We start from the raw sequence: 21,263 nt of genomic DNA on the forward strand, positions 1-21,263 counted from the left end.
TAGGCAAGCGCATGCGGTGATTCCACCTAGAAAAAATGCGAAACCATGGAAAGATACAAAGATCAGCTCGCTAGAGCGAAATGAATTACTTCGAACAGTTAAACGTTTAGGCAGCACACTATGGAAAAAATGGTCAGGCTATCATCGGCGAAGTTTGGTTGAAACTAAGATGCATTGCATCAAGTTATTAGGCGATAAACTCAGTGCTAGGAATTTTGACAGCCAAGTGAATGAGATCCATGCACGCGTAGCCGTATTAAATAAATTTACAGAATTAGGCAGACCTCATACCCAAGTTGTAACCTAAATTTTAGCAACTTAGGAAAACTCTGCCGTCAAAGGCTTTATGCAACAAAGCCACGCTATACTATTTTAAAAAATTAAATATTAATCATGTAGATCATCAATTCTTTTGGCAGGAATCCTACTTTAAAAAGGATTTTGATTAAAGAAAATTCACTTGAAAATTGCGGTTTTATAAATTAATTTTCAGAATCATTAAATGAAATTAGATTGATAATGCCTTGTTGTTAATTGCAAATAAGGTAAATTTTTCAAGGAAAAATGCCAGTGGAAAAAGATACTTGTGTTGAAATTAGAGATAGCAAGGTTAACGATACAAATATTAAATATCGTGGACTCATTCAGAAATTAACAGCAACATTATCATTGTCCTTTTTGTCACTTGGGTGGGGCTCCACAGTGAATGCAGCAGAACAACAAATCGCTTTAGTCGGAACTTGGACATCAATTCCTGATGCACCACTTGTTCAAAAACCGGAAAAGGCCAGTGAAGGTTTATATCAATTGCAAGTTAATGCTGACGGGACTCTAACTCCGGTTAAAGTGTTAAAAATGAAAAGTCCATCTTGGATTGTGAAATCTAAAGATGGTCGTTTTGCATATACAACAAATGAAGAAAATTTAGGAGAAGTCACTGCACTATCGGTTCAAAACGGAAAGGTAGAGGTTTTGAACACGGTGAATAGTCATGGTGGACATCCAACTCATGCCTCAATTAGTTTAGATGGTAAATTCCTGTTTGTGTCGAATTATTCGGCATTTGATAAAGGTCGTGGTGGTGTGGCTGTTTTTCCAATTTTGCCGAATGGGCATTTGGGTGAAATGGTACAAAATATTGTTTTTTCGGAAGGTTCTGGTCATGTTAAGGGGCGTCAAGAGAGTGGACATGCTCATTCGACAACTTTTAGTCCGGATGGTAAGTATTTATATGCAAGTGATCTTGGGAATGACAAAGTCTATGTCTTTCGTTATAACCCAAACAAAACGCAACCACTCGAAGCGGATAACGGTCGAGATGTGACGTTTAACCATGGCTCTGGTCCGCGTCATATGGTCTTTTCATCAGATGGTAAGCATGCATATGTTACCGCCGAAATGCGAAGTGAAATTGTGACCTTTAATGTGCAAGATGGCTATTTGAAGAAAACTGCTGAGTTAAAGCTAGTTCATGAAGACAAAACGCCCGAATTTAAGAGTGCAAGCGGAATTATTCTTAGTCCAGATGGCAAATATGTGATCGCTGCTAATCGTGGCTCAGACAACAAACTCCTCGTATTTAAAATTCAAGAGGATGGATTGCTGGCTCAACCGACTGTTTATAAAGCTAATGGTATTGAACCACGTGCTTTCTCATTCGATGCAACTGGTAAATATCTGTATGTAACAAATGTTTTTACTAATAATATTAGTTTGTTCCGCTTTGATGCCAAAAACGGTACCTTAAAATCAGTTGGAGATGCTGCAAAAATATCAACACCTACTGATATTAAGTTTTTTAATTAACTTAAATTAAGAAATGTGTATTTCTCACACTACATATAAAGGACCGAGAGTTTATATCTCGGTTTTTTTATAGCAGTTTTTGCAAACTCTGTCAGATTCAGTATGATGTTGGCAGCATAGTCTGTGTAGAGTAATGATGAAAAAAGTTTTATTTGTTTTGATGGGAATGTTGTTAGTCGGCTGTACAGAGAAAAAACCTTTAACACCTGAAGAACAATGGCATGGCTTTTGTACCAGTGTTGGGAATGCAGCTAGAAGTATTGTATTTGACCGTCAGCAAGCAATTGAAAAGTCTCAAGCGATTGAACATGCAAATAAAATCGAAGATGAGATCACCAAAAAATTCATCTTGAATATTATTGAAAAAGTTTATGCTATTCCACAAGATGAATTAAAAACTAATCCAGAAGCCCTGCAAGAAAAAATTAGAAAACAAATGGCAGATGAGTGCTTGGTTACACCACACGACAAAATGCCAAACTATAAAAAGTTCTAAGTGTTTAATACATCGTCAACACTCCACTAAGGTGGAGTGTTCTTTAAATTCAAAATACCGCATCATAAACCAGTCATTAAGATCATTATTTATACAGGGGTATTTAGTTACAAAATAATGGGCATCACGGAGAAACACCCCGCGCTCATTAACTTTTGGCTTGAACTCTAGTAAAATTTTGTAGTCCATATTACTTGTGAAGCTTTGTGAAAGCTGGAATTTACAAGTAATTTTTTAAAAAAAGAGGAATGAACACCGTGCTAGAAGCTTACCGCCAACACGTTGCTGAACGTGCCGCACTCGGAGTCCCACCGAAGCCACTTGATGATGCTCAAACTGCTCAACTTGTTGAGTTATTAAAAAACCCACCGGCAGGTGAAGAAGCATTCTTGGTTGATTTGCTTGAAAACCGTGTTCCTGCAGGTGTTGACCAAGCAGCTTACGTAAAAGCAGCTTTCTTGGCAGCGATTGCAAAAGGCGAAGCGACATCTCCGCTAGTTTCTAAAGAACGTGCAGTTTATTTACTAGGTACGATGCTTGGTGGCTATAACGTAGCGCCTTTAGTTGAGCTTCTAGATGATGCTGAATTAGCAAGCTTAGCTGCTGAAGCATTGAAAAAAACATTACTTGTATTTGATGCGTTCCATGACGTAGCTGATAAAGCTAAAGCTGGCAATGCTAATGCAAAAGCTGTTTTACAGTCTTGGGCTGATGCTGAATGGTTCACTAGTCGTAAAGATGTACCAGAAGAAATCAAAATCACTGTGTTCAAAGTAACCGGTGAAACAAACACTGATGACTTGTCTCCAGCTCAAGACGCATGGAGCCGTCCAGACATCCCATTGCATGCAAATGCAATGTTGAAAAACGAGCGTGATGGTATCAACCCTGAAAAACCAGGTGAAGTTGGTCCATTAAGCCAAATTAAAGAACTTATTGCTAAAGGTAATCAAGTTGCTTATGTAGGTGACGTTGTTGGTACAGGTTCATCTCGTAAATCTGCAACAAACTCTGTTCTTTGGTTCTTTGGTGATGAAATCGCTCACATTCCAAACAAAAAAGACGGTGGTGTGTGTTTAGGTGGTAAAATTGCTCCGATCTTCTTTAACACAATGGAAGATGCTGGTGCATTACCAGTAGAGATCGATGTTTCTAACATGAACATGGGTGACGAAGTTACTCTTAAAATCGATCATGCTGCTGCAAAAGTTACTGCGTTCAAAAATGGCGAACAAATCGCTGAGTCTGAACTTAAAACTCCAGTACTTTTAGACGAAGTACGTGCTGGTGGTCGTATTAACTTGATCATTGGTCGTGGCTTAACTGCTAAAGCACGTGAAGCTTTAGGTTTAGCTCCATCTACATTATTCCGTACTCCAGTACAACCAGCTGACACTGGCAAAGGTTTCACTTTAGCTCAGAAGATGGTTGGTCGCGCATGTGGTCTCCCAGAAGGTCAAGGTATCCGTCCAGGTACTTACTGTGAACCTAAGATGACTACAGTTGGTTCTCAAGATACAACTGGTCCTATGACTCGTGACGAGTTAAAAGACTTAGCTTGCTTGGGCTTCTCTGCTGACTTGGTAATGCAATCTTTCTGTCACACTGCTGCTTATCCAAAGCCAGTTGACGTACAAATGCAACATACACTTCCAGACTTCATCATGAACCGCGGTGGTGTATCTTTACGTCCAGGTGACGGTATTATCCACTCTTGGTTAAACCGTATGCTTCTTCCAGATACAGTAGGTACTGGTGGTGACTCGCATACTCGTTTCCCAATTGGTATTTCGTTCCCAGCAGGTTCTGGTCTTGTAGCTTTCGCTGCTGCAACTGGTGTAATGCCACTTGATATGCCTGAATCAGTTCTTGTTAAGTTCAAAGGTAAAATGCAGCCTGGTATCACTTTACGTGACCTTGTACATGCGATTCCTTACTATGCAATCAAAGAAGGCGATCTTACTGTTGAGAAAAAAGGTAAGAAGAACATCTTCTCTGGTCGTATCTTAGAAATCGACTTAACAGAAATGGAAACTGACTTAACAGTTGAGCAAGCATTCGAACTTTCTGATGCTTCTGCTGAACGTTCAGCTGCTGGTTGTGCAATCACACTTTCTGAAGAGAAAGTTGCTGAGTACTTACGTTCTAACATCACAATGCTTAAGTGGATGATTTCACAAGGTTATGGTGATGCACGTACTATGGCTCGCCGTGTTGAAAACATGGAAAAATGGTTAGCAAACCCAAGCTTACTTAAAGCTGATGCAGATGCTGAATACACTAAAGTGTATGAAATTGACTTGTCAGAAATCAAAGAACCTATCCTTTGCTGCCCGAACGATCCAGATGATGCAAAACTTCTTTCTGACGTTCAAGGCGACAAAATTGATGAAGTATTCATTGGTTCTTGTATGACTAACATTGGTCACTTCCGTGCTGCTGGTCAGTTACTTGAGAAAGTACCAAGCGGTTCATTAACAACTCGTTTATGGTTGGCTCCACCAACACGTATGGACGAACATCAGTTAATGGAAGAAGGCTTCTATAACACTTATGGCCGTGCTGGTGCGCGTACAGAAATGCCTGGTTGTTCATTATGTATGGGTAACCAAGCACGTGTTGCGCCGAACACAACTGTTGTTTCGACTTCTACACGTAACTTCCCTAACCGTTTAGGCCAAGGTTCTAACGTTTACTTAGCATCTGCTGAGCTTGCATCTGTTGCTGCTGTACTTGGTAAATTACCAACTCCAGAAGAATACCAACAATATGCAGCTCAAATTGACAGTATGTCTGCTGACATCTACAAATATTTGAATTTCGACCAAATGGGCGAATATACAAATGCTGCTGATAAAGTAGATACTAAGAAAATTGCTGCTGCTCAATTGACTTAATAGGTCGATTTAGTACAAAAAAGGAGCTGATTATTCAGCTCCTTTTTTATTTTAATGAGAATTAGTGCATATTTTAATTATTAAAGTAATGAATTAATCAAGTTTTATTCCTATAAAATGTAAAAATAAATATAACGCTAGATATTAAAGAAGATTTTGCTTTAAAATAATTGAATGAACTTAAAAATAATTAAAAAGAACATGGGTATTTTATATATGGAACTTAAAAATGCTAAAGACAATTGTTGAATTTAAATTTGATGATTATCAGCTATATGATCAAAATTTATCAGCAGAAGACGGAAATACGTTAGTACAGAAAACGGAAGATATTGCACAGTATATTTATAGTATATTGAAAAATAGATATCACTTAAGTATTGAATTAAATGCTGAACGCTGGGGGTGGGAAATAGAAGTACCATTACCTGAGATCACGATGTATATCGGTATTAGTGTTTATGAAGAATATAGTAATGGCTTTGCGATATTCATTTCACCGAATACGCCAATTTTGAGAAGATTTCTTTTTAGAAAATTAGATATTACTCACCATATTATGCTGCTTCAAAATTATATTAACGTCATTTTGAAGTCACATGCGGGTATTTATGATGTGCAATGGTGGGAAGAAAATGAGTTTAGATATGTTGCTGCTCATTAAAATATAATTAGAAAATATGAAATATTATTTATGATTGTTTAGTTAATACAATTAATAAAATATTTTATTGGTCCTTATAGTGGTGAATTTAAGTATGTGAGCTTAATATATGTTCAATATCATGTGGCTCAGATCTGTATGCGAATTTTAGCTTGGAAGAGATTACGTAAATTCTTCTATAACAACCTTCATGATCATGATTACGAAACAACAGTCAGTAGGTGTATTAACTACTTCTTGGTTTTCTTAATTATTGGGAATGTCATTGCGGTATTGCTAGAAACTGTAAACGATCTTTATTACAGCTATCGTATATGGTTTGACTACTTTGAAAATATTTCAATCACGATTTTTAGTATTGAATACCTCTTACGCCTCTGGAGTGTAGTAGAGCGTGATCCTACACAAGCTGCATGGAAGCAGCGTTTCGCATGGATGAAAAGCGGAGAAGCGCTGATTGACCTCATGGCAATTTTGCCGGCGTATCTAAATTTCTTTGTACGAATAGACCTTCGTATGCTTAGAATTTTACGATTACTTCGACTATTAAAATTAACTCGCTATTTTATCTCTTTGCAAATATTGCTATGTGTCATTAAAAGAGAAAAAGGTTCATTTCAGGCAGTAATTTTTATTTTAATCATTATGATTATTATGACTGCCTCTGGTATTTATGTGGTTGAGAATAAAGCGCAACCAGAAGCGTTTAGCTCTATTCCTAAAGCAATGTGGTGGGCGGTTGTGACTTTAACTACAGTCGGATACGGCGATGTCACACCAGTAACTAGTTTAGGAAAACTATTAGGAGCTTTAATTACAATTCTAGGGGTAGGGATTGCTGCTTTACCAGCTGGTATTTTAGCTTCCGGTTTGGCCAATGAACTGAACCAACGGAATCAGCGCCTTGAACAAGAGTTCCGCGAGTTACTTCAAGTGCGTGGTATTGATATCATGCATGATGAAGTTGAAATAGAACGTATTCGACAAAAAGTAGGGCTACCGAAAGAACAAGCGCATAATCTGATTATCCAAATCATGCGCGAAAAGGTATTAGAAGAAAAAGAATCTGTGAGAGAGAAGAAATGCTATTGTCCACACTGTGGTGAAAAGTTAACAGATTAGTATTTTTATTAAAAAAGCCTGATGAGAATCATGCTTTTTGATTTGCTTTTTCTACAGCAAATGCGATGAGCAAGATAATAAGGCCACCAAGGCTTAGTACGAAACCTACCCAGATCGGTGCAATCCAGCCCATCTGATGGCTCAGTACCCAACCACCTAAAAATGCTCCTAATGCATTGGCCATATTAAAAGCGGAGTGGTTAAGTGAAGCTGCTAGGGTTTGGGCATCGCCTGCAACGTCCATGAGGCGTGTTTGTAAAGCTCCACCTAAACCCATAACGGTTAGGCCAATTAAGAATAAAGAGCCAATTGCGCTATAGATATTACTCATTAGAAAGCTTGCGACAACAAAGGCAATCGCTGAGCTAATAAGTACGCCCACAATAGTTTTATTGAGATTTTTATCTGCAAGCCAGCCCGCGGCTAACCCACCAATCACCATCCCGATGCCCCACAGCGCTAATGCAATAGGAACAATCTGGATATTAACTTTAGTGTATTCAGTGAGAATAGGTGAGACATAGCTATATACCGAGAACATGCCCCCAAAGCCAATTGCGCCGACTGCAAGGGTTAACCACATATTTATATTTTTAAGCCCAGCTAATTCTGTTTTTATGCTGGCAGTAGCTTGAACTGGAATATTTGGTACAAAGCAAGCTACAGCAATTAAAGTAAAAAATGCAATTGTTGCTGAAAATTCAAAACCTGCTCTCCAACCAAAATGTTGGCCTAACCATGTTGCTAAAGGTACGCCAATAACAGTAGCAACTGTTAAACCCATCATCATTTGTGCAACAGCTGAAGCTCTTCTTGAAGGACCTGCGAGTTCAGCAGCTACAAGGGCACCGACTCCAAAATATGCACCATGAGGTAATCCCGCAATAAAACGAGAAATTAGAACTGTTTCTGGTGTATGTGCTAAAGCTGTACATGCATTAGCAATACCATAAAACAGCATGAGACAAAGCAATAGAGTCTTTCTCGGCACTTTAGCGCCCAAAATGGCAATAATAGGGGCACCAATAACAACACCTAATGCATAAGCACTAATAAAATGCCCGGCTTCAGGTACTGTAATCTTTAAATTGTGTGCAATTTCTTGAATAAGCCCCATTGCGACAAATTCTGTAGTGCCGATACAGAAACCGCCTACTGCGAGAGAGAAAATTGCCAAGAAGAGTGAGTAGTTTTGAGGAGAAGATGAAAGGGATTGGGGTGACGCCATAATAAATTAATAAAAGGAAACTCAAAAAAGAAAGTATAAGGGAAAAAATAGATCAAAATAATAAAAAACTAGAATCTCGAGAGGAAGTTTGCATATTTAAACTAATAACATTTTATCTTTATATTGAATAATTTATCGAAAGTTTTTATTAAATTATATATGATAAGCACGTAATACTTTAAGCATTACAATAAGTTGTATAAATATTTAAGAAATAGAGAATCTAAATCGTGAGAAAATTAAGTATTGCCTGCCTTATGGGCTTGGTTATGTTATCTATGTCTGGTTGCTCAGTCTTTATGGCGGGTAATCAACCAAGTAAAAAAAATTTAAATGTTTTAAATCCGGGTAGTTCTCGCAATTATGTTATTGCCGAGTTTGGAGCACCTGTACTTTCCGAATATCGTGATGGTACAAGAGTCGAAATTTATACTTTCCAGCAAGGTTATCCAAAATGGGCTAAAGTAAGCCGAGCATTTGGCCATGGCATAGCAGATGTTGCCTCATTTGGGTTATGGGAAGTATTTGGAACACCAACTGAAGCATATTTTAGTGGGAAAGAAACCTCTTATGAAGTAACGTATGGGCAAGATGACTTGGTAAAAAGCTTTAAGCTCATCGATTTTGAGCAGGCATTTCCTAAAGCAAAAGCACAATGATGAAATGAAAAGGGCCATAAGGCCTTTTTCTTTGTCTATATAAAAGGTTCACTAATTTCTATTTAATAAAAATATTTACCTTTATGTTTATGAAAATTCACTTCTTATAAAAAGAATTAAGAAAAGTTCATGTTGAGACAAATTAATTAATATTGTGATAAGATGAATACTGTTCATTAATAGTGATTTATCTAAACTGAATCTAATTGCTGTCAATTAACAGATAAGTTGAAAAATGTATAGATAAATCTATTTGTTCAGGCTTTTGCCCATGTTAGAAATTCGTCATCTTAAAACTTTGGTTGCTTTACGTGAACATGGTTCACTTGTTGCGGCTGCTAATGATCTGTGTTTAACACCGTCTGCTATTTCTCACCAATTAAAAGAATTAGATCATTGGTATGGTGTAGAAGTGGTGAATCGTCGAAGTAGACCTGTTAGTTTTTCAAATGTTGGACAGCGTTTACTCAAATTGGCTGATGATGTATTACCACAAATTCAGATCACACAAAGCGACATTACGCGAATTGTTCATGGGCAAACAGGCAGAATTATTTTTTCCTCAGAATGTCATAGCTGTTTTGACTGGTTAATGCCTTTATTAAATCAATATCGACAGCAGTATCCAGACGTAGACTTAGACTTTGCTTCGGGCTTTGAAGCAAATCCACATGAGCTTTTACAAAATGGTGAGTTTGATTTACTTATTACAGCCGATCCGATCGCATTAAAAGGAATCGAGTATTTTCCAATTTTTGAATATGAGTCGCGTTTGGTTTTATCAAATACTCATCGATTGGTTCGTGCTGAACATATTACAGTTCAAGACTTAGCTGAAGAGGTTCTCATTACTTATCCGGTAGATAAGCACCGTTTAGATATTATGTCGAAACTATTTATACCGGCAAATATTCAACCAAAACAGATTCGAACTACAGATTTAACGCAAATGTTGATTCAACTTGTAGCGAGCGGTCGAGGCATTGCTGCTTTACCAGACTGGGTAGTGAATGAATATGAACAAAAGGGTTGGGTAACTAGCCGCCGTTTAGACTGTGTTTCTGCAACGGGTTTAAGACGTACATTATATGCAGGCTACCGAACTGAAGAAAAAGAGAAGAGCTATTTTGAAGGATTTTTAAAGCAGTTAGAAAAGTTCTCTTTAAAACGTAATGCCTATTATTCTGGATAAAAAATTAATTGAGCTTAAGTGTTAAAAAGGTGCGATTAAGCACCTTTTTAATATCTATAATTTTATTTACCAATGAATAAAGACAGCAAGCCTGCAGCAATCAGGGGACCAACAGGGACGCCTCGGAGTAAAGCAACGCCCGCAACTGTACCAATAAGTAAGCCTGCCACAACATCAGGTTGGCTTGACATAAGTTTCACACCACGTCCACCTAGCCAAGCCACAAGTAGACCAATTGCAATAGCCAGCAAAGATTTAAAACTTATAAAGGATTTTAAAATACTCTCTCCGCTAAGCTTACCACTGGCAATTGGAGTCAGTACGCCAATGGTTAAAATGAGAATTCCTAGGTTAAGACCATGAGCTTGAATATAAGGAAAAAATTGATTTAATGGTGTGATTTTAATGACGATTAAGATGCCTGCGGCAATCGTTACAGCTGCATTTTGACTTAGTAAACCGCAGATAAGTAGAACTAATAAGACAACTAAATTAACATCAAATTGGGCGAGCATGAGAAGCGGCAAGAAAAGCAAATAATTTGAATTGTATAATAATTAAGAGCCAAAATGTGAGGGCTTTTTAAACGTGGAATAGTGTAAAGAAAGCGTTTTCAAGAAAAAAATTAATATATATGACTCAATGATAAGGAGTTTTATTTTTAGTTACGCTTGGTCACAATGTTATATAAATTAACAACTTAAAAGACCATTCTTTTGAGAGATTATGATATAAAAAATAATCAATACTTATAACTACAGGGTCAGCCATATGGATATTATAGATATCAAGATTAAAGATCAGTTCGACAAAATTTATGATGCGAAAGCACAATTGAAGAAAAATTTAGTTGAACATGAAAATGAGCCTTTAAAGTTAAGTCAGCGTATCGAACATATTATTGTGGATAATGAGATCATTTTGCCTACAACAGAATTATTATTTGAAAGTGAGCAAAACGAAAAAATTTATCGAGTCATTGAAGAATAATTTGAAGATGATGGAAGTTAAAAACAAAGTTGATAAAGCAAAAACGTAATAAAGCTCTGAAACTGAGTTAAAATAATGGTTTAGTCCTAAAGAGAAAGCTTTATGCTGCTGGAAAAAATTTTGCAATCACAAGGGTTTGGTTCACGTAAATATTGCCAGCAGTTAATAAAAAATGGTTCTGTAAGTATTGAGGGAGAGATTGTCACTGATCTCAAAAAACAGTTTTCTCCTGAAAATTTAGAATTTTCTTTGTTTGGGGAAACTTATCAATACCGGGAAAAAGTTTACCTCGCTTTAAAAAAGCCGCAAGGTTTTGAGTGCTCACACAATCCTCAGCATCATCAAAGTGTTTTTAGTTTATTGCCTGAAATCATGATTCAACGGGGTGTGCAAGCAATTGGCCGCTTAGATCAAGATACAACGGGCTTACTCTTACTCACTGATGATGGTAAATATTTACAAGCTTTAACTCATCCTCGTAAACACGTCCCAAAGGTTTATCATGTGACGACTATTGATTCAGTCACACCTGAGCAAATTGAAATGCTTACTCAGGGTGTTAATTTACACCAAGAAAAAGGTGTGTTTGCTGCGACAGATGTAGCACTGTTAGGGTCTCATCAATTAACAATGACCATTCATCAAGGCGTTTATCATCAAGTAAAAAGAATGATTGCAGCTGTGGGCAATAAAGTCGAAAAATTACATCGACATCAAATCGGTCAATTGGTCTTACCTGAGATTGAGGAAGGGAATTGGGTATATTTGTCGGAGCAGGAAAAGCAACTCGCTCAAAATATTATTTAAGAAAGCAATGGAATGTCTGAAATTCACTGTCTCGAATAAATCCCATTTTTTCATAGAGACGGTGAGATTCATGATTATTCGTTTGAGTCTCTAAACTAATACGTAAAGCATTTTCTTGTTTTGCAAATAAAATAGCTGTATCAATGAGCTGTTTTGCTGAACCCTGACGTCGGAACATAGGGGTAACATAGACATCATCTAAGATATAGTAAGTAGAGCAAGCAACTGAAGAAAAACCTAAATAAAGCAAAACGAAACCTGTGATTTTTTCATCCTTAATGTGGATGAAAAACACACTTTCTTTATTCTCAAAACGTTGTTTTAAAAAATGATGTGATTCATCAAGATTAGAAGATGCACCATAAAATTGACGGTATTCATCAAATAGAACAGCAAGTTGACTTAGATCTTCATAGGTCGCTCGTCTTACAATCATTAGACGCTCCTTGTATTTATGTTTATATTTTTACAAAGAGAGCATAACTAAAAAAGACGCCAATAGACGTTAAAAGTTGTTTAAAAATGCAACACCGTTAAGTTTTGTCACTTTCACCTAATAGAGCATTTAGCTCTTCAAATAAATCTTCATGGTCATCATCTTCATTTAAATTTGAAGGGTTCTGATTTAATGAAGTTGCTTTTGCTTTTCTCAGTTTTAATAATTGTTCCATATTAATGTTCTGATTTTCGATAGCAAAAGGAATAGATTTAGTTAAGACGACTTGTTTAAAGAACAGTCGTACCGCTTGGGCAGGGGTAATTCCCAATTGTTTAAAAACAGCAAAAGCTTGTTTTTTCTCTTGGGAGTCAAGTCGAACCTGATAAACTTCTGTTTTTCGCATGAATAACAAAACCAAATGATTTTTAATTTTTAGGGATTTATTTTAAACCATCGGAATGTAATTTCAATGTCTTTCAGCATAAAAAATAATCTTTTTGTCATTACGATGAGATTACAGTGTCAATTCAAAGTGTGAATTGAAAACCATTTCCTGTTTTGTTAGCGGGTCTATAAAAGAAATTTGCTTAGCTAAAAGCTGTAAGGGCTGAGAAAAATCATCATCGGCTTTGTGTTGAACTACTGGATAAAACGGATCATTTTTAATCGGTATACCTAAATGATTTAAATGAACACGGAGTTGATGTTGTTTGCCGGTGGTTGGCGTTAAACAATATTTAGCCCAAGATTGATTATGCTGAAGCAGCTCAATTTTAGTTTCGGTATTGGTTTTAGTATGGGGAATAACGCGCATTGTATAAAAGGGTGTACCTTTATCTAAATACAATTTTAAATTCTGAGGAAATTTTAATTCAGCTTTATAGGCAGCGATAGCATGGTAAATCTTATTGACTTGACGATCTGCAAATAACTGTTGGTAAATTCCACGTGACTGTGGTCGTTTGCAAAATAAAACGACACCGGCAGTTTCACGGTCTAACCGATGGATCGGGGTTAAAAACTCATTGCCAGTTTGCTTTTTTAATCGGACTAATAATGTTTCTTGTACATATTGCCCTGTTGGGCTAATCGTTAAAAAATGGGGTTTATCTACAACAAGCAAGTCATCATTTTCAAATAAAATCTGATGTTCAAAGGGAACATGTACTTCGTTAGCAAGGAATCGGTAATAAAAAATATGCGTGTTTGCTATATAAGGGCTGTCTAATGTTAATTTTTCACCATTTGCCGCATAAATAAGCCCATCTTGAAAACGCTGCTGCCACTCTGTTGCTTTTATATGAGGAAAATTTTCACAAAGAAATTGATAGATGGTTTGTGCTGGCGTTTGGGGCGGAAGATAGACTTGGCTTGCGCTTACGCCATCAATCATAGGTGGGAAAAATTCAATCGGGCTAGACATAAAAGTGTGTCAATATTTAATAAATGTGATGTAAAAAAGCCAACTTTAAGCACTTAAGTAGGCTTTAAAGCAGGGCAATGGTATCATATCGATTATTTTGAATCATGTTATGTGTGTTATGTCGTATTCATTGAAAATGGTCTTAAATCATGAAGAAGATACCCAGCGTTTAGCTCAAGCATTGGCGCAGCATGTTCAAGCTGGCGTGATTTATCTGATTGGAGATTTGGGTGCCGGTAAAACGACATTGACCCGTTATTTTTTGCAAGCTCTAGGGCATAAGGGCTCGGTTAAAAGTCCGACATATACGTTGGTTGAACCATATAAAATCAATAATAAAGAAATTTTTCATTTTGACTTATATCGTCTCAATGATCCGTACGAACTTGAATTAATGGGAATCCGTGATTATTTAGATATTCAGGATGCACTATTTTTATTTGAGTGGCCATCAAAAGGTGGAGACGAAATCCCTGAGGCAGATATCGTTATTGATATTCAAAAATCAGATGATGAACTCAATCGTTTCGTCACTTTAACTTTACCAACAGAGCATTTGTACCAGACTTTGCAGGAACAGCTTCATGACTGATGAAAAGCTAACACAACGTCGTATTCATACATTAGACGCCGCGTTAGCCAACCAGATTGCTGCTGGTGAGGTGATTGAACGTCCCTCATCGGTCGTAAAAGAATTATTAGAAAACTCAATTGATGCAGGTGCAACTGAGTTAATTGTGCGGATTGCACAAGGCGGCTCAACATTAATCGAAATTATTGACAATGGACATGGAATTCATCCTGATGATTTACCATTGGCAGTGATGCGCCATGCAACCAGTAAAATTAAAACAGCAGAAGATTTACACGCGATTGTGAGCTTAGGTTTCCGTGGTGAAGCACTTGCTTCTATTGCTGCGGTTTCACGATTGACTTTAACCAGTAGCCAAGATGAAAGCGGAATTGGCCATCAGGTCGAGGTGAATGGTACAGCCTTTGATCATCAACAAGTCCAAGCTGTTGCTGCACAAAAGGGCACCCATATTCGAGTTCAGGACTTGTTTTTTAATGTACCTGCTCGTCGTAAATTTTTAAAAAAACCAACCACTGAATTTGGGCATATTGAAGAAATTGTACGTCGTTTGGCTCTAACACATTTTGATATACGTTTTGTACTTGAGCACAATGACAATATTCGAATTAATTTACCAATAGCAGATAGCGGTGAATTGAGATTTCAGCGTGTACAGCAATTATTGGGTCAACAGTTTGTTCAAAATGCTTACTGGATCGATGCCGAAAGTATTAACATGCGTTTGTCAGGTTGGCTAGGGCATCCTTCTGATGCACGTGCTCAAGCAGACTTACAATATGTGTATGTAAATGGCCGAATTGTGAAAGATAAAACTATTTCACATGCTTTAAGAATGGCATACGACGGTATTTTACATGGTCATCAGCATTCATCTTATTTGCTTTTCTTAGAAGTCGACCCTGAAAATATTGATGTTAACGTTCATCCGACGAAACATGAGATTCGTTTTCTAAATCAACGAGAAGTACATGAGTTTGTCAGACATTATGCTAAAGAAACGTTAGCACAATTTCAGACCGCTAGTGCTGATTTGGCACAAGCCATGAAAGTAGATGATACTCAAAATCTTTCGGTACAACCTCAGCCTAAATATCAAGAACAATTCACATTGCATCGTACAGAGCAAGCTGTTGATACAACTCTAGATAAGCCGAATAGTTCTCAACCTTCGACTGAGCTTTTAACTGATTTTAATAATAGTCGTCCCCAAGCTGTTCACTATGCAGAACAAACTCCAAAATATAATGGTTCTGCGCAGTTAAATAACGCATTAAAGACTTATTTGGCGCCATTACGTGATCAACCTGCTACCAATTTTACAGTTGATGAAAATGTTGAACCAGTTGCTAAAGTAGATGAATTTCCATTAGGTATCGCAATTGCTCAGCTTCATGGAATTTATATTCTGGCGCAAAATACTGAAGGTTTGATTATTGTTGATATGCATGCAGCGCATGAACGTATTTTGCTGCAACAAATGAAAAATGCTTGGGATAAACCTGAGTTTTGGACATCTCAACAGTTACTTATACCTAAAGTCATTTCAATTAGTCGTATGCAAGCGGTACGGGTCGAAGACTTAAAGCCTCAGCTTGAGCGTTTGGGGCTAGAAATTGATTTATATGGCGATGAGCAAGTCATTGTGCGTGGTGTGCCGGCTATTTTGCAAAAAGCAGATTTTGAAAACCTTATTCCTGAACTTCTTAATGATTTAGATCCAAATGATGAAGCTCAAGGATTATTGCAAAAGCGTGATGAACTGTTAGCTGGTATGGCATGCCATGGGGCAGTGCGAGCACATCGACAACTTAGCCTCTCAGAAATGAACGCTTTACTTCGCCAAATGGAACAAACCGAATTTGCCAGTCAATGTAACCATGGTCGTCCAACTTGGCGTGCATTTCCATTATCTCAACTAGATAAATTATTTGCTCGAGGAGAGTAGTTTTACATGTCAAATCAATTGCCCGTCATCAATTTAATGGGACCAACTGCAAGCGGAAAAACCGCTTTGGCATGTGAACTTTATGAGCGTGGAGGTTTTGAGTTAATTTCGGTTGATTCGGCTCTTGTATATAAAGATATGGATATTGGTACGGCTAAACCAACACGTGAAGAGCAGGAGCTATATCCACATCATTTAATAGATATTATTACTCCACTTGAGGTCTATTCGGCTGCCCAGTTTGTTGAAGATGCTTGTGTTTTAATTGACGAGATGCATTCACGCGGCAAAACCCCTATCTTGGTAGGAGGAACTATGCTGTATTTCAAGGCGCTCCTAGAAGGATTATCAAGTAACTTGCCAAGCGCAGATGCAAATGTTCGTGCAGCAATTGAAGAAAAAGCAGCAAATGAAGGGTGGCAAGTTGTTTATGATGAACTGGTGGCAGTAGATCCGGCAGCTGGTGTGAAATTCAAGGTTTCTGATAAACAAAGAATTATTCGCGCGTTAGAAGTTTATCGTATTACAGGTCAACCAATTACCAAATTGCAGGCAGAACAACCAAAAAACGTACCATATCGATACATATTTCATAACTATGCTTTGCTTCCAGATCGGTTAGAATTACATCAACGCATTGAGCAAAGATTAAGCAAAATGTGGGATATCGGTTTTTTGAGTGAAGTTGAATCTCTAATTGAAAAATACGATTTAGATGAAAATTTACCCTCTATGCGTTCTGTTGGTTATCGACAAGCTCTAGAATTTCTATTAAAAAGTGATATGAGTCTCAAAAAAAAGCAAGAAATGGAGGATAAAGCCTTATTTGCAACACGACAACTTGCCAAACGTCAATATACGTGGTTACGTTCTTTGCAAGAAATACACGATTTTAAAACTTACTTGACGATAAAGCAGGCGAAAGAAGACTTGCGAAACTCTTATGGATAAAGCAAAATTTGCACACTGTCTTTTTATAATTTTTAGTTGAAAAATAAAGATAGTTTTTTTGCGCTGATTTAAAAATTTTTTTTTGGAGTTAAAAATGTCTAAAGGTCAAACTTTACAAGATCCGTTCTTAAATTCTCTCCGTAAAGAACGTATCCCAGTTTCTATTTTCCTTGTTAACGGTATTAAATTACAAGGTCATATTGAATCTTTTGACCAATATGTTGTCTTATTAAAAAATACTGTAAGTCAAATGGTTTACAAACACGCAATTTCTACAGTTGTTCCAGCTCGTAACCCACGTCCAGCAGGTGCACAAGGTGCAGGTTTCCCAGCTCAGGGTGGTAGTCAAGGTGGCTTCGGTGGTCAAGGCGCTGGCTTTGGTGGTGCTCAAGGCGCTGGCTTCGGTGGTCAAGGTGGCTTCGGTGGTCAAGGTGGCTTCGGTGGTCAAGGCGGCTTCGGCGGTCAAGGCGGCTTCGGTGGTCAAGGTGGCTTCGGTGGTCAAGGTGGCTTCGGTGGTCAAGGCGGCTTCGGTGGTCATCAAGGCGGTTTCGACAACGATTCTAAATTTGAAGATGGTCAAGACGACGAAAATAATCGTTAATTGATTAGCTTAGAAAAACCAGTCAGTGATGGCTGGTTTTTTTATGGCTTTAAAAATATAAAAAGTATATTCAGTTATTTGTAGTACATCTCGCTTTCTTGAAAATTCAGTTTAATAGGTTCTTCGCAAATGATATTAATATTTGCTGCGGCGCTGTGCAGTGTTCTGGTGTCTGTATTACTAAAAAATTTAAAGAAAAAGGGCTATCAACCCATGCAAATGATTGCATGGAATTATGCAAGTGCTAGCTTGTTATGTTATTGGTGGTTTAAGCCAGATATTCAGCATATTTCTATACAACACATGCCTTGGTGGCTAATCGTTGCTTTAGGCATCATTTTACCGAGTATTTTTTTATGTCTTGCGAAATCCTTAGAGCATGCCGGTATCGTCAAAACAGAAATTGCTCAACGATTGTCAGTGGTACTCTCTTTATTAGCAGCTTATTTCTTTTTTCAAGAACGGTTTAATTCTCTTAAATTATTAGGTATTGGTTTAGGAATTTTTGCTGTTATTTTAATCGTATTTGGACAGATAAATGGCTCTTCAGGCCATCAATCGAAAAAGGCAATTCTTGCGTTAATGAGTGTCTGGTTTGGTTATGCTGCTGTAGATGTCTTGTTAAAATACACGAGTAGTTTGGGGCTACAATTTACGTTAACTTTGAATCTGATTTTTATTACAGCCTTTGTATTATCAATAGTTTATTTATTATTCCAAAAAAAGTCAGCATGGAATTTTAAAAATACTGTGGCTGGATTAATACTAGGTGTACTTAATTTTTCAAACATTGCCTTGTATGTTAAAGCACATATTTTACTTAAAGATTCACCAGCGATTGTCTTTGCAAGCATGAATATTCTAGTGGTATTACTTGGCATAGTTTGTGGTGTAGTTTTATATAAAGAAAAATTAAAACTCCCAACGATTTTAGGAACGATTTTGGGAATAAGTGGATTGGTTTGTTTAGCCTTAGCTATGAAATAGGAGTTCAAAAGACTGTTCTTTTGAACTCTGCTAATCTTATAAATGTGTAAAAATAACTTCATCTGGCAGACGAGATTTTGGCAACTTCGCATTGAAATCATTTTCACTTCTATAGCCAAGTGAGACAATGACAGAGCTACGTAAGCCTTTTTCTTTTAAGCCAAATTCTTCATTTAAAACATCTTCGTCGAAGCCACCCATTGGGGTTGCATCTATGCCTTCAAGACCAGCTGCAAAAAGTAGTTGTCCTAAAGCGATAAAAGTTTGGTTTTCCATCCAGCCAAATAAATTTTTTTGTTCATTGCGATAAAACTCAACGTAGCCATGACGTGTATCTTTTTGACCAAGTTTTGCTTTTTCATCTTTAAATCGACCACTTAAATCATCTTGCTCAAGTAATTGATTTAAATATTCGGGTGAAATATCTGTTCTTGTACAAAATACAAGCGTATGTGATGACTCAAGAACTTTAGGAGCATTATAGGCATATCGCCCTGTTAAGGCTTTAGCAATGCGTTCTTTAGCAGCAAGATTGTCAGCCACCAAGAAATGCCAAGGTTGAATATTCACTGAAGAAGGGGTGAAGCGTAAAATTTCTAATAATTTATTAAATTTTTCTTTGGGAATTTTTTTCTCAGGATCATACGCTTTTGTGGTGTAGCGACTTTTAACCGTATTTAGTAAATCCATACTTACTCCATATCAATCTTATTACAATCGAAGTGTTCTCATCTTTGGCATGATACGCGATTTTGTAGGAAAACATCTGCATTTTAATGTGATAAAGAAATATAATACTTATATAAATTTTTTAATAATTTATTGAAAATGTTTGATTTAATGCCCAAAGATGCAAAGAGTAAGCTGCGAGAAATTAGAGTTGTTAAAGCCTTTATTATTCTTATATTTGTATTGAGTCTTCTTATTTTATATATTGATTATCACAATCATGCATATATAAGTTGGAAATTTATATTTATTGCTAGTATGTGTGTGATTTACGATTCTGATTTAAATAAAAAAATTAAAGAATTAAAAGTTCAAATAAAAAGTGACTAATTTCTAACTAATAATTCCAGACAATCAATTCGAGCTGTTGCGTATTTGAAGAGGGATCAATTTCTAAAATTTGTGCGTGATCTTCTTTCCAGTCACCGAGTACAATCCGTTGTTTATGCTGTACTTTATGAATAGCTGGACGATGAGTGTGTCCATGAATAAGTATGTCTATATCTTTTAGGGCGGAGAGCACGGCTTGTTCATTCACATCCATAATCTCATAACTTTTTTGCTGTTTGTCCGAATGGCTTCTTTTACGAAAACCATTGACAAGTTTCGTGCGGAAACTTAGAGGTGTTCGACGTAAAAAAGCGACTAAAAGGGGATTTCGAATAATTTTTTTAAATCTTTGATAAGAAATATCATCCGTACATAACGCATCGCCATGTTCTAGACGGTATTGGTGACCTGCAATATTAAGATAATAAATATCGGGGAGTAATACACCATTAAACTTATTGAGGAAAACCTGATTTAAAGCAAAGTCGCGGTTACCGACTTGAAAGTAAACACGATTACCTTTTTCATTAAAAGCTTTTAAAGCTTCAACAATTTCGTCGAGCCAAGGAGCTGAATAATCGTCACCAATCCAAGCATTAAACCAGTCACCTAAAATATAAAGCTGTGTTTGTTTATTTTGATAATGTACCAACAAATCTAAAAACCCTCGAACGAGTCGAGGGTGTTCAGGTGACAAATGTAAATCTGAAATAAACAGATAGGTCACAGCTTTATCCTAAAATTATTCAGAAATAATTTTAGCAGATTCGATAACAACGTTTTCTAAAGGAACGTCAGCGTGATAACCACGGTTACCTGTACGTACACTTTTGATCGCGTCTACAACGTCCATACCTTCAACAACTTTACCGAATACAGCATAACCCCAACCTTGTGCAGTTTTTGAAGTATGGTTTAAGAAAGAGTTGTTTTTTACATTGATGAAGAATTGTGCAGAAGCAGAGTGTGGCGCTTGAGTACGTGCCATAGCAATTGTACCAACATCGTTACTTAAACCATTGTCAGCTTCGTTTTCAATTGCATCACGAGTTGCTTTTTCTTTGAAGTTTTCATCCATCCCGCCGCCTTGGATCATGAAACCATCAATGACACGGTGGAAAATAACGCCGTCATAAAAACCGTCACGTACGTATTCTAAAAAGTTTGCTACTGTTTTTGGTGCTTTTTCAGTATTTAGTTCAAGAACAATACGACCTTTATTGGTGTTTAATTCGACTTGAGGAAAACTCATTACATTAATCTCCTAAACATGGGCTTATGACCATGGGTTTTTGGTTGAGAGAAGCATAAGCAAACTGTAAACTACAAGGCAAGTAAAAAACGTTAAAATCTTTGTGAAAAATGAAGATAGCGTTTATTTTTTCGAAATTTTATCTACAAA

The 21,263-nt window shown here is 36.9% G+C and carries 24 protein-coding genes; 16 read left to right on the forward strand and 8 right to left on the reverse strand.

What is annotated here, in order from left to right; genetic code table 11:
- The 6 genes from J576_RS17065 to J576_RS17090 all read left to right on the forward strand — a co-directional run.
- A partial coding sequence (locus J576_RS17065; protein ID WP_033855602.1) for an IS5/IS1182 family transposase occupies positions 1–307 on the forward strand: 307 nt, incomplete at its 5' end.
- A gap of 263 nt (positions 308–570) precedes the next feature.
- Positions 571–1,806, forward strand: coding sequence for a lactonase family protein (locus J576_RS17070; protein ID WP_002049019.1), 1,236 nt, complete (start codon positions 571–573; stop codon positions 1,804–1,806).
- A gap of 133 nt (positions 1,807–1,939) precedes the next feature.
- A complete protein-coding gene (locus tag J576_RS17075) occupies positions 1,940–2,302 on the forward strand; it encodes a hypothetical protein (protein ID WP_002048992.1) in 363 nt (120 codons plus the stop codon).
- Positions 2,303–2,559: 257 nt separating this feature from the next.
- Positions 2,560–5,199, forward strand: coding sequence for a bifunctional aconitate hydratase 2/2-methylisocitrate dehydratase (locus J576_RS17080; protein ID WP_002049011.1), 2,640 nt, complete (start codon positions 2,560–2,562; stop codon positions 5,197–5,199).
- 229 nt (positions 5,200–5,428) lie between these two features.
- Positions 5,429–5,863 carry a hypothetical protein gene (locus J576_RS17085; protein ID WP_002049000.1) on the forward strand — a complete coding sequence of 145 codons (435 nt, stop codon included), beginning with the start codon at positions 5,429–5,431 and terminating at the stop codon, positions 5,861–5,863.
- A gap of 138 nt (positions 5,864–6,001) precedes the next feature.
- The gene (locus J576_RS17090; RefSeq protein WP_025467734.1) at positions 6,002–6,985 is read left to right on the forward strand and encodes an ion transporter; all 984 of its coding nucleotides are present in this window, start codon (positions 6,002–6,004) and stop codon (positions 6,983–6,985) included.
- Positions 6,986–7,013: 28 nt separating this feature from the next.
- Here the strand turns inward: J576_RS17090 and J576_RS17095 are convergent, their stop codons facing one another.
- Entirely contained in the window at positions 7,014–8,213 is a 1,200-nt protein-coding gene (locus J576_RS17095) for an MFS transporter (RefSeq protein ID WP_002048995.1), read from the reverse strand.
- Positions 8,214–8,443: 230 nt separating this feature from the next.
- Between J576_RS17095 and J576_RS17100 the strand changes: the two genes are divergently transcribed.
- A complete protein-coding gene (locus J576_RS17100; RefSeq protein WP_004708124.1) occupies positions 8,444–8,872 on the forward strand; it encodes a hypothetical protein in 429 nt (142 codons plus the stop codon).
- A gap of 271 nt (positions 8,873–9,143) precedes the next feature.
- On the forward strand, positions 9,144–10,064 hold the full coding sequence (locus J576_RS17105; protein WP_002048985.1) for a LysR family transcriptional regulator: 921 nt from the start codon (positions 9,144–9,146) through the stop codon (positions 10,062–10,064).
- Positions 10,065–10,126: 62 nt separating this feature from the next.
- On the opposite strand, the gene J576_RS17110 is transcribed toward J576_RS17105, so the two are convergent.
- Entirely contained in the window at positions 10,127–10,579 is a 453-nt protein-coding gene (locus tag J576_RS17110) for a DUF441 domain-containing protein (RefSeq protein ID WP_002049035.1), read from the reverse strand.
- A 256-nt stretch (positions 10,580–10,835) separates the two neighbouring features.
- Between J576_RS17110 and J576_RS17115 the strand changes: the two genes are divergently transcribed.
- Positions 10,836–11,054: a hypothetical protein gene (locus tag J576_RS17115; RefSeq protein WP_002049030.1), complete on the forward strand. Its 219-nt coding sequence runs from the start codon at positions 10,836–10,838 to the stop codon at positions 11,052–11,054.
- Between the two features lie 102 nt (positions 11,055–11,156).
- Complete coding sequence (locus tag J576_RS17120) at positions 11,157–11,861, forward strand: pseudouridine synthase (protein WP_002049002.1); 705 nt, start codon at positions 11,157–11,159, stop codon at positions 11,859–11,861.
- Here J576_RS17120 and J576_RS17125 read toward each other — a convergent pair.
- From J576_RS17125 to J576_RS17135, 3 genes are all read right to left on the reverse strand, one after another.
- Positions 11,854–12,297, reverse strand: a complete 444-nt coding sequence (locus tag J576_RS17125) for a GNAT family N-acetyltransferase (protein ID WP_002049009.1) — start codon at positions 12,295–12,297, stop codon at positions 11,854–11,856. The genes J576_RS17120 and J576_RS17125 overlap by 8 nt on opposite strands.
- Positions 12,298–12,394: 97 nt before the next feature.
- Positions 12,395–12,703: a type II toxin-antitoxin system RelB/DinJ family antitoxin gene (locus J576_RS17130; protein WP_002049033.1), complete on the reverse strand. Its 309-nt coding sequence runs from the start codon at positions 12,701–12,703 to the stop codon at positions 12,395–12,397.
- A 111-nt stretch (positions 12,704–12,814) separates the two neighbouring features.
- Complete coding sequence (locus J576_RS17135) at positions 12,815–13,723, reverse strand: pseudouridine synthase (RefSeq protein WP_002049040.1); 909 nt, start codon at positions 13,721–13,723, stop codon at positions 12,815–12,817.
- A gap of 118 nt (positions 13,724–13,841) precedes the next feature.
- Between J576_RS17135 and tsaE the strand changes: the two genes are divergently transcribed.
- From tsaE to J576_RS17160, 5 genes are all read left to right on the forward strand, one after another.
- Positions 13,842–14,315 carry a tRNA (adenosine(37)-N6)-threonylcarbamoyltransferase complex ATPase subunit type 1 TsaE gene (gene tsaE, locus J576_RS17140; protein WP_002049012.1) on the forward strand — a complete coding sequence of 158 codons (474 nt, stop codon included), beginning with the start codon at positions 13,842–13,844 and terminating at the stop codon, positions 14,313–14,315.
- Positions 14,308–16,263: a DNA mismatch repair endonuclease MutL gene (gene mutL, locus J576_RS17145; RefSeq protein ID WP_002049038.1), complete on the forward strand. Its 1,956-nt coding sequence runs from the start codon at positions 14,308–14,310 to the stop codon at positions 16,261–16,263. Before tsaE ends, mutL begins: the two co-directional genes overlap by 8 nt.
- A 6-nt stretch (positions 16,264–16,269) precedes the next feature.
- Positions 16,270–17,214 (forward strand): tRNA (adenosine(37)-N6)-dimethylallyltransferase MiaA, encoded by a 945-nt coding sequence (gene miaA / locus J576_RS17150; RefSeq protein WP_002049018.1) that lies wholly within the window; start codon positions 16,270–16,272, stop codon positions 17,212–17,214.
- A 94-nt stretch (positions 17,215–17,308) separates the two neighbouring features.
- Positions 17,309–17,815, forward strand: coding sequence for an RNA chaperone Hfq (gene hfq / locus J576_RS17155; RefSeq protein ID WP_000033651.1), 507 nt, complete (start codon positions 17,309–17,311; stop codon positions 17,813–17,815).
- Positions 17,816–17,944: 129 nt separating this feature from the next.
- Entirely contained in the window at positions 17,945–18,802 is an 858-nt protein-coding gene (locus tag J576_RS17160; RefSeq protein ID WP_002048989.1) for an EamA family transporter, read from the forward strand.
- Between the two features lie 36 nt (positions 18,803–18,838).
- Here J576_RS17160 and nfsB read toward each other — a convergent pair whose 3' ends face one another.
- On the reverse strand, positions 18,839–19,492 hold the full coding sequence (gene nfsB / locus J576_RS17165; RefSeq protein ID WP_002048986.1) for an oxygen-insensitive NAD(P)H nitroreductase: 654 nt from the start codon (positions 19,490–19,492) through the stop codon (positions 18,839–18,841).
- A 138-nt stretch (positions 19,493–19,630) separates the two neighbouring features.
- On the opposite strand from nfsB, the gene J576_RS20495 reads away from it, so the two are divergent.
- Positions 19,631–19,861 (forward strand): hypothetical protein, encoded by a 231-nt coding sequence (locus J576_RS20495; protein WP_002048982.1) that lies wholly within the window; start codon positions 19,631–19,633, stop codon positions 19,859–19,861.
- 7 nt (positions 19,862–19,868) lie between these two features.
- Here the strand turns inward: J576_RS20495 and J576_RS17175 are convergent, their stop codons facing one another.
- Both J576_RS17175 and J576_RS17180 read right to left on the reverse strand, forming a co-directional pair.
- Positions 19,869–20,588, reverse strand: coding sequence for a UDP-2,3-diacylglucosamine diphosphatase (locus J576_RS17175; protein ID WP_002049015.1), 720 nt, complete (start codon positions 20,586–20,588; stop codon positions 19,869–19,871).
- A gap of 15 nt (positions 20,589–20,603) precedes the next feature.
- Positions 20,604–21,113 (reverse strand): peptidylprolyl isomerase, encoded by a 510-nt coding sequence (locus J576_RS17180; RefSeq protein ID WP_002049022.1) that lies wholly within the window; start codon positions 21,111–21,113, stop codon positions 20,604–20,606.
- Positions 21,114–21,263: the final 150 nt, after the last annotated feature.

The sequence above is a fragment of the Acinetobacter sp. 766875 genome (assembly GCF_000582055.1).
GTDB lineage: Bacteria > Pseudomonadota > Gammaproteobacteria > Pseudomonadales > Moraxellaceae > Acinetobacter > Acinetobacter nosocomialis.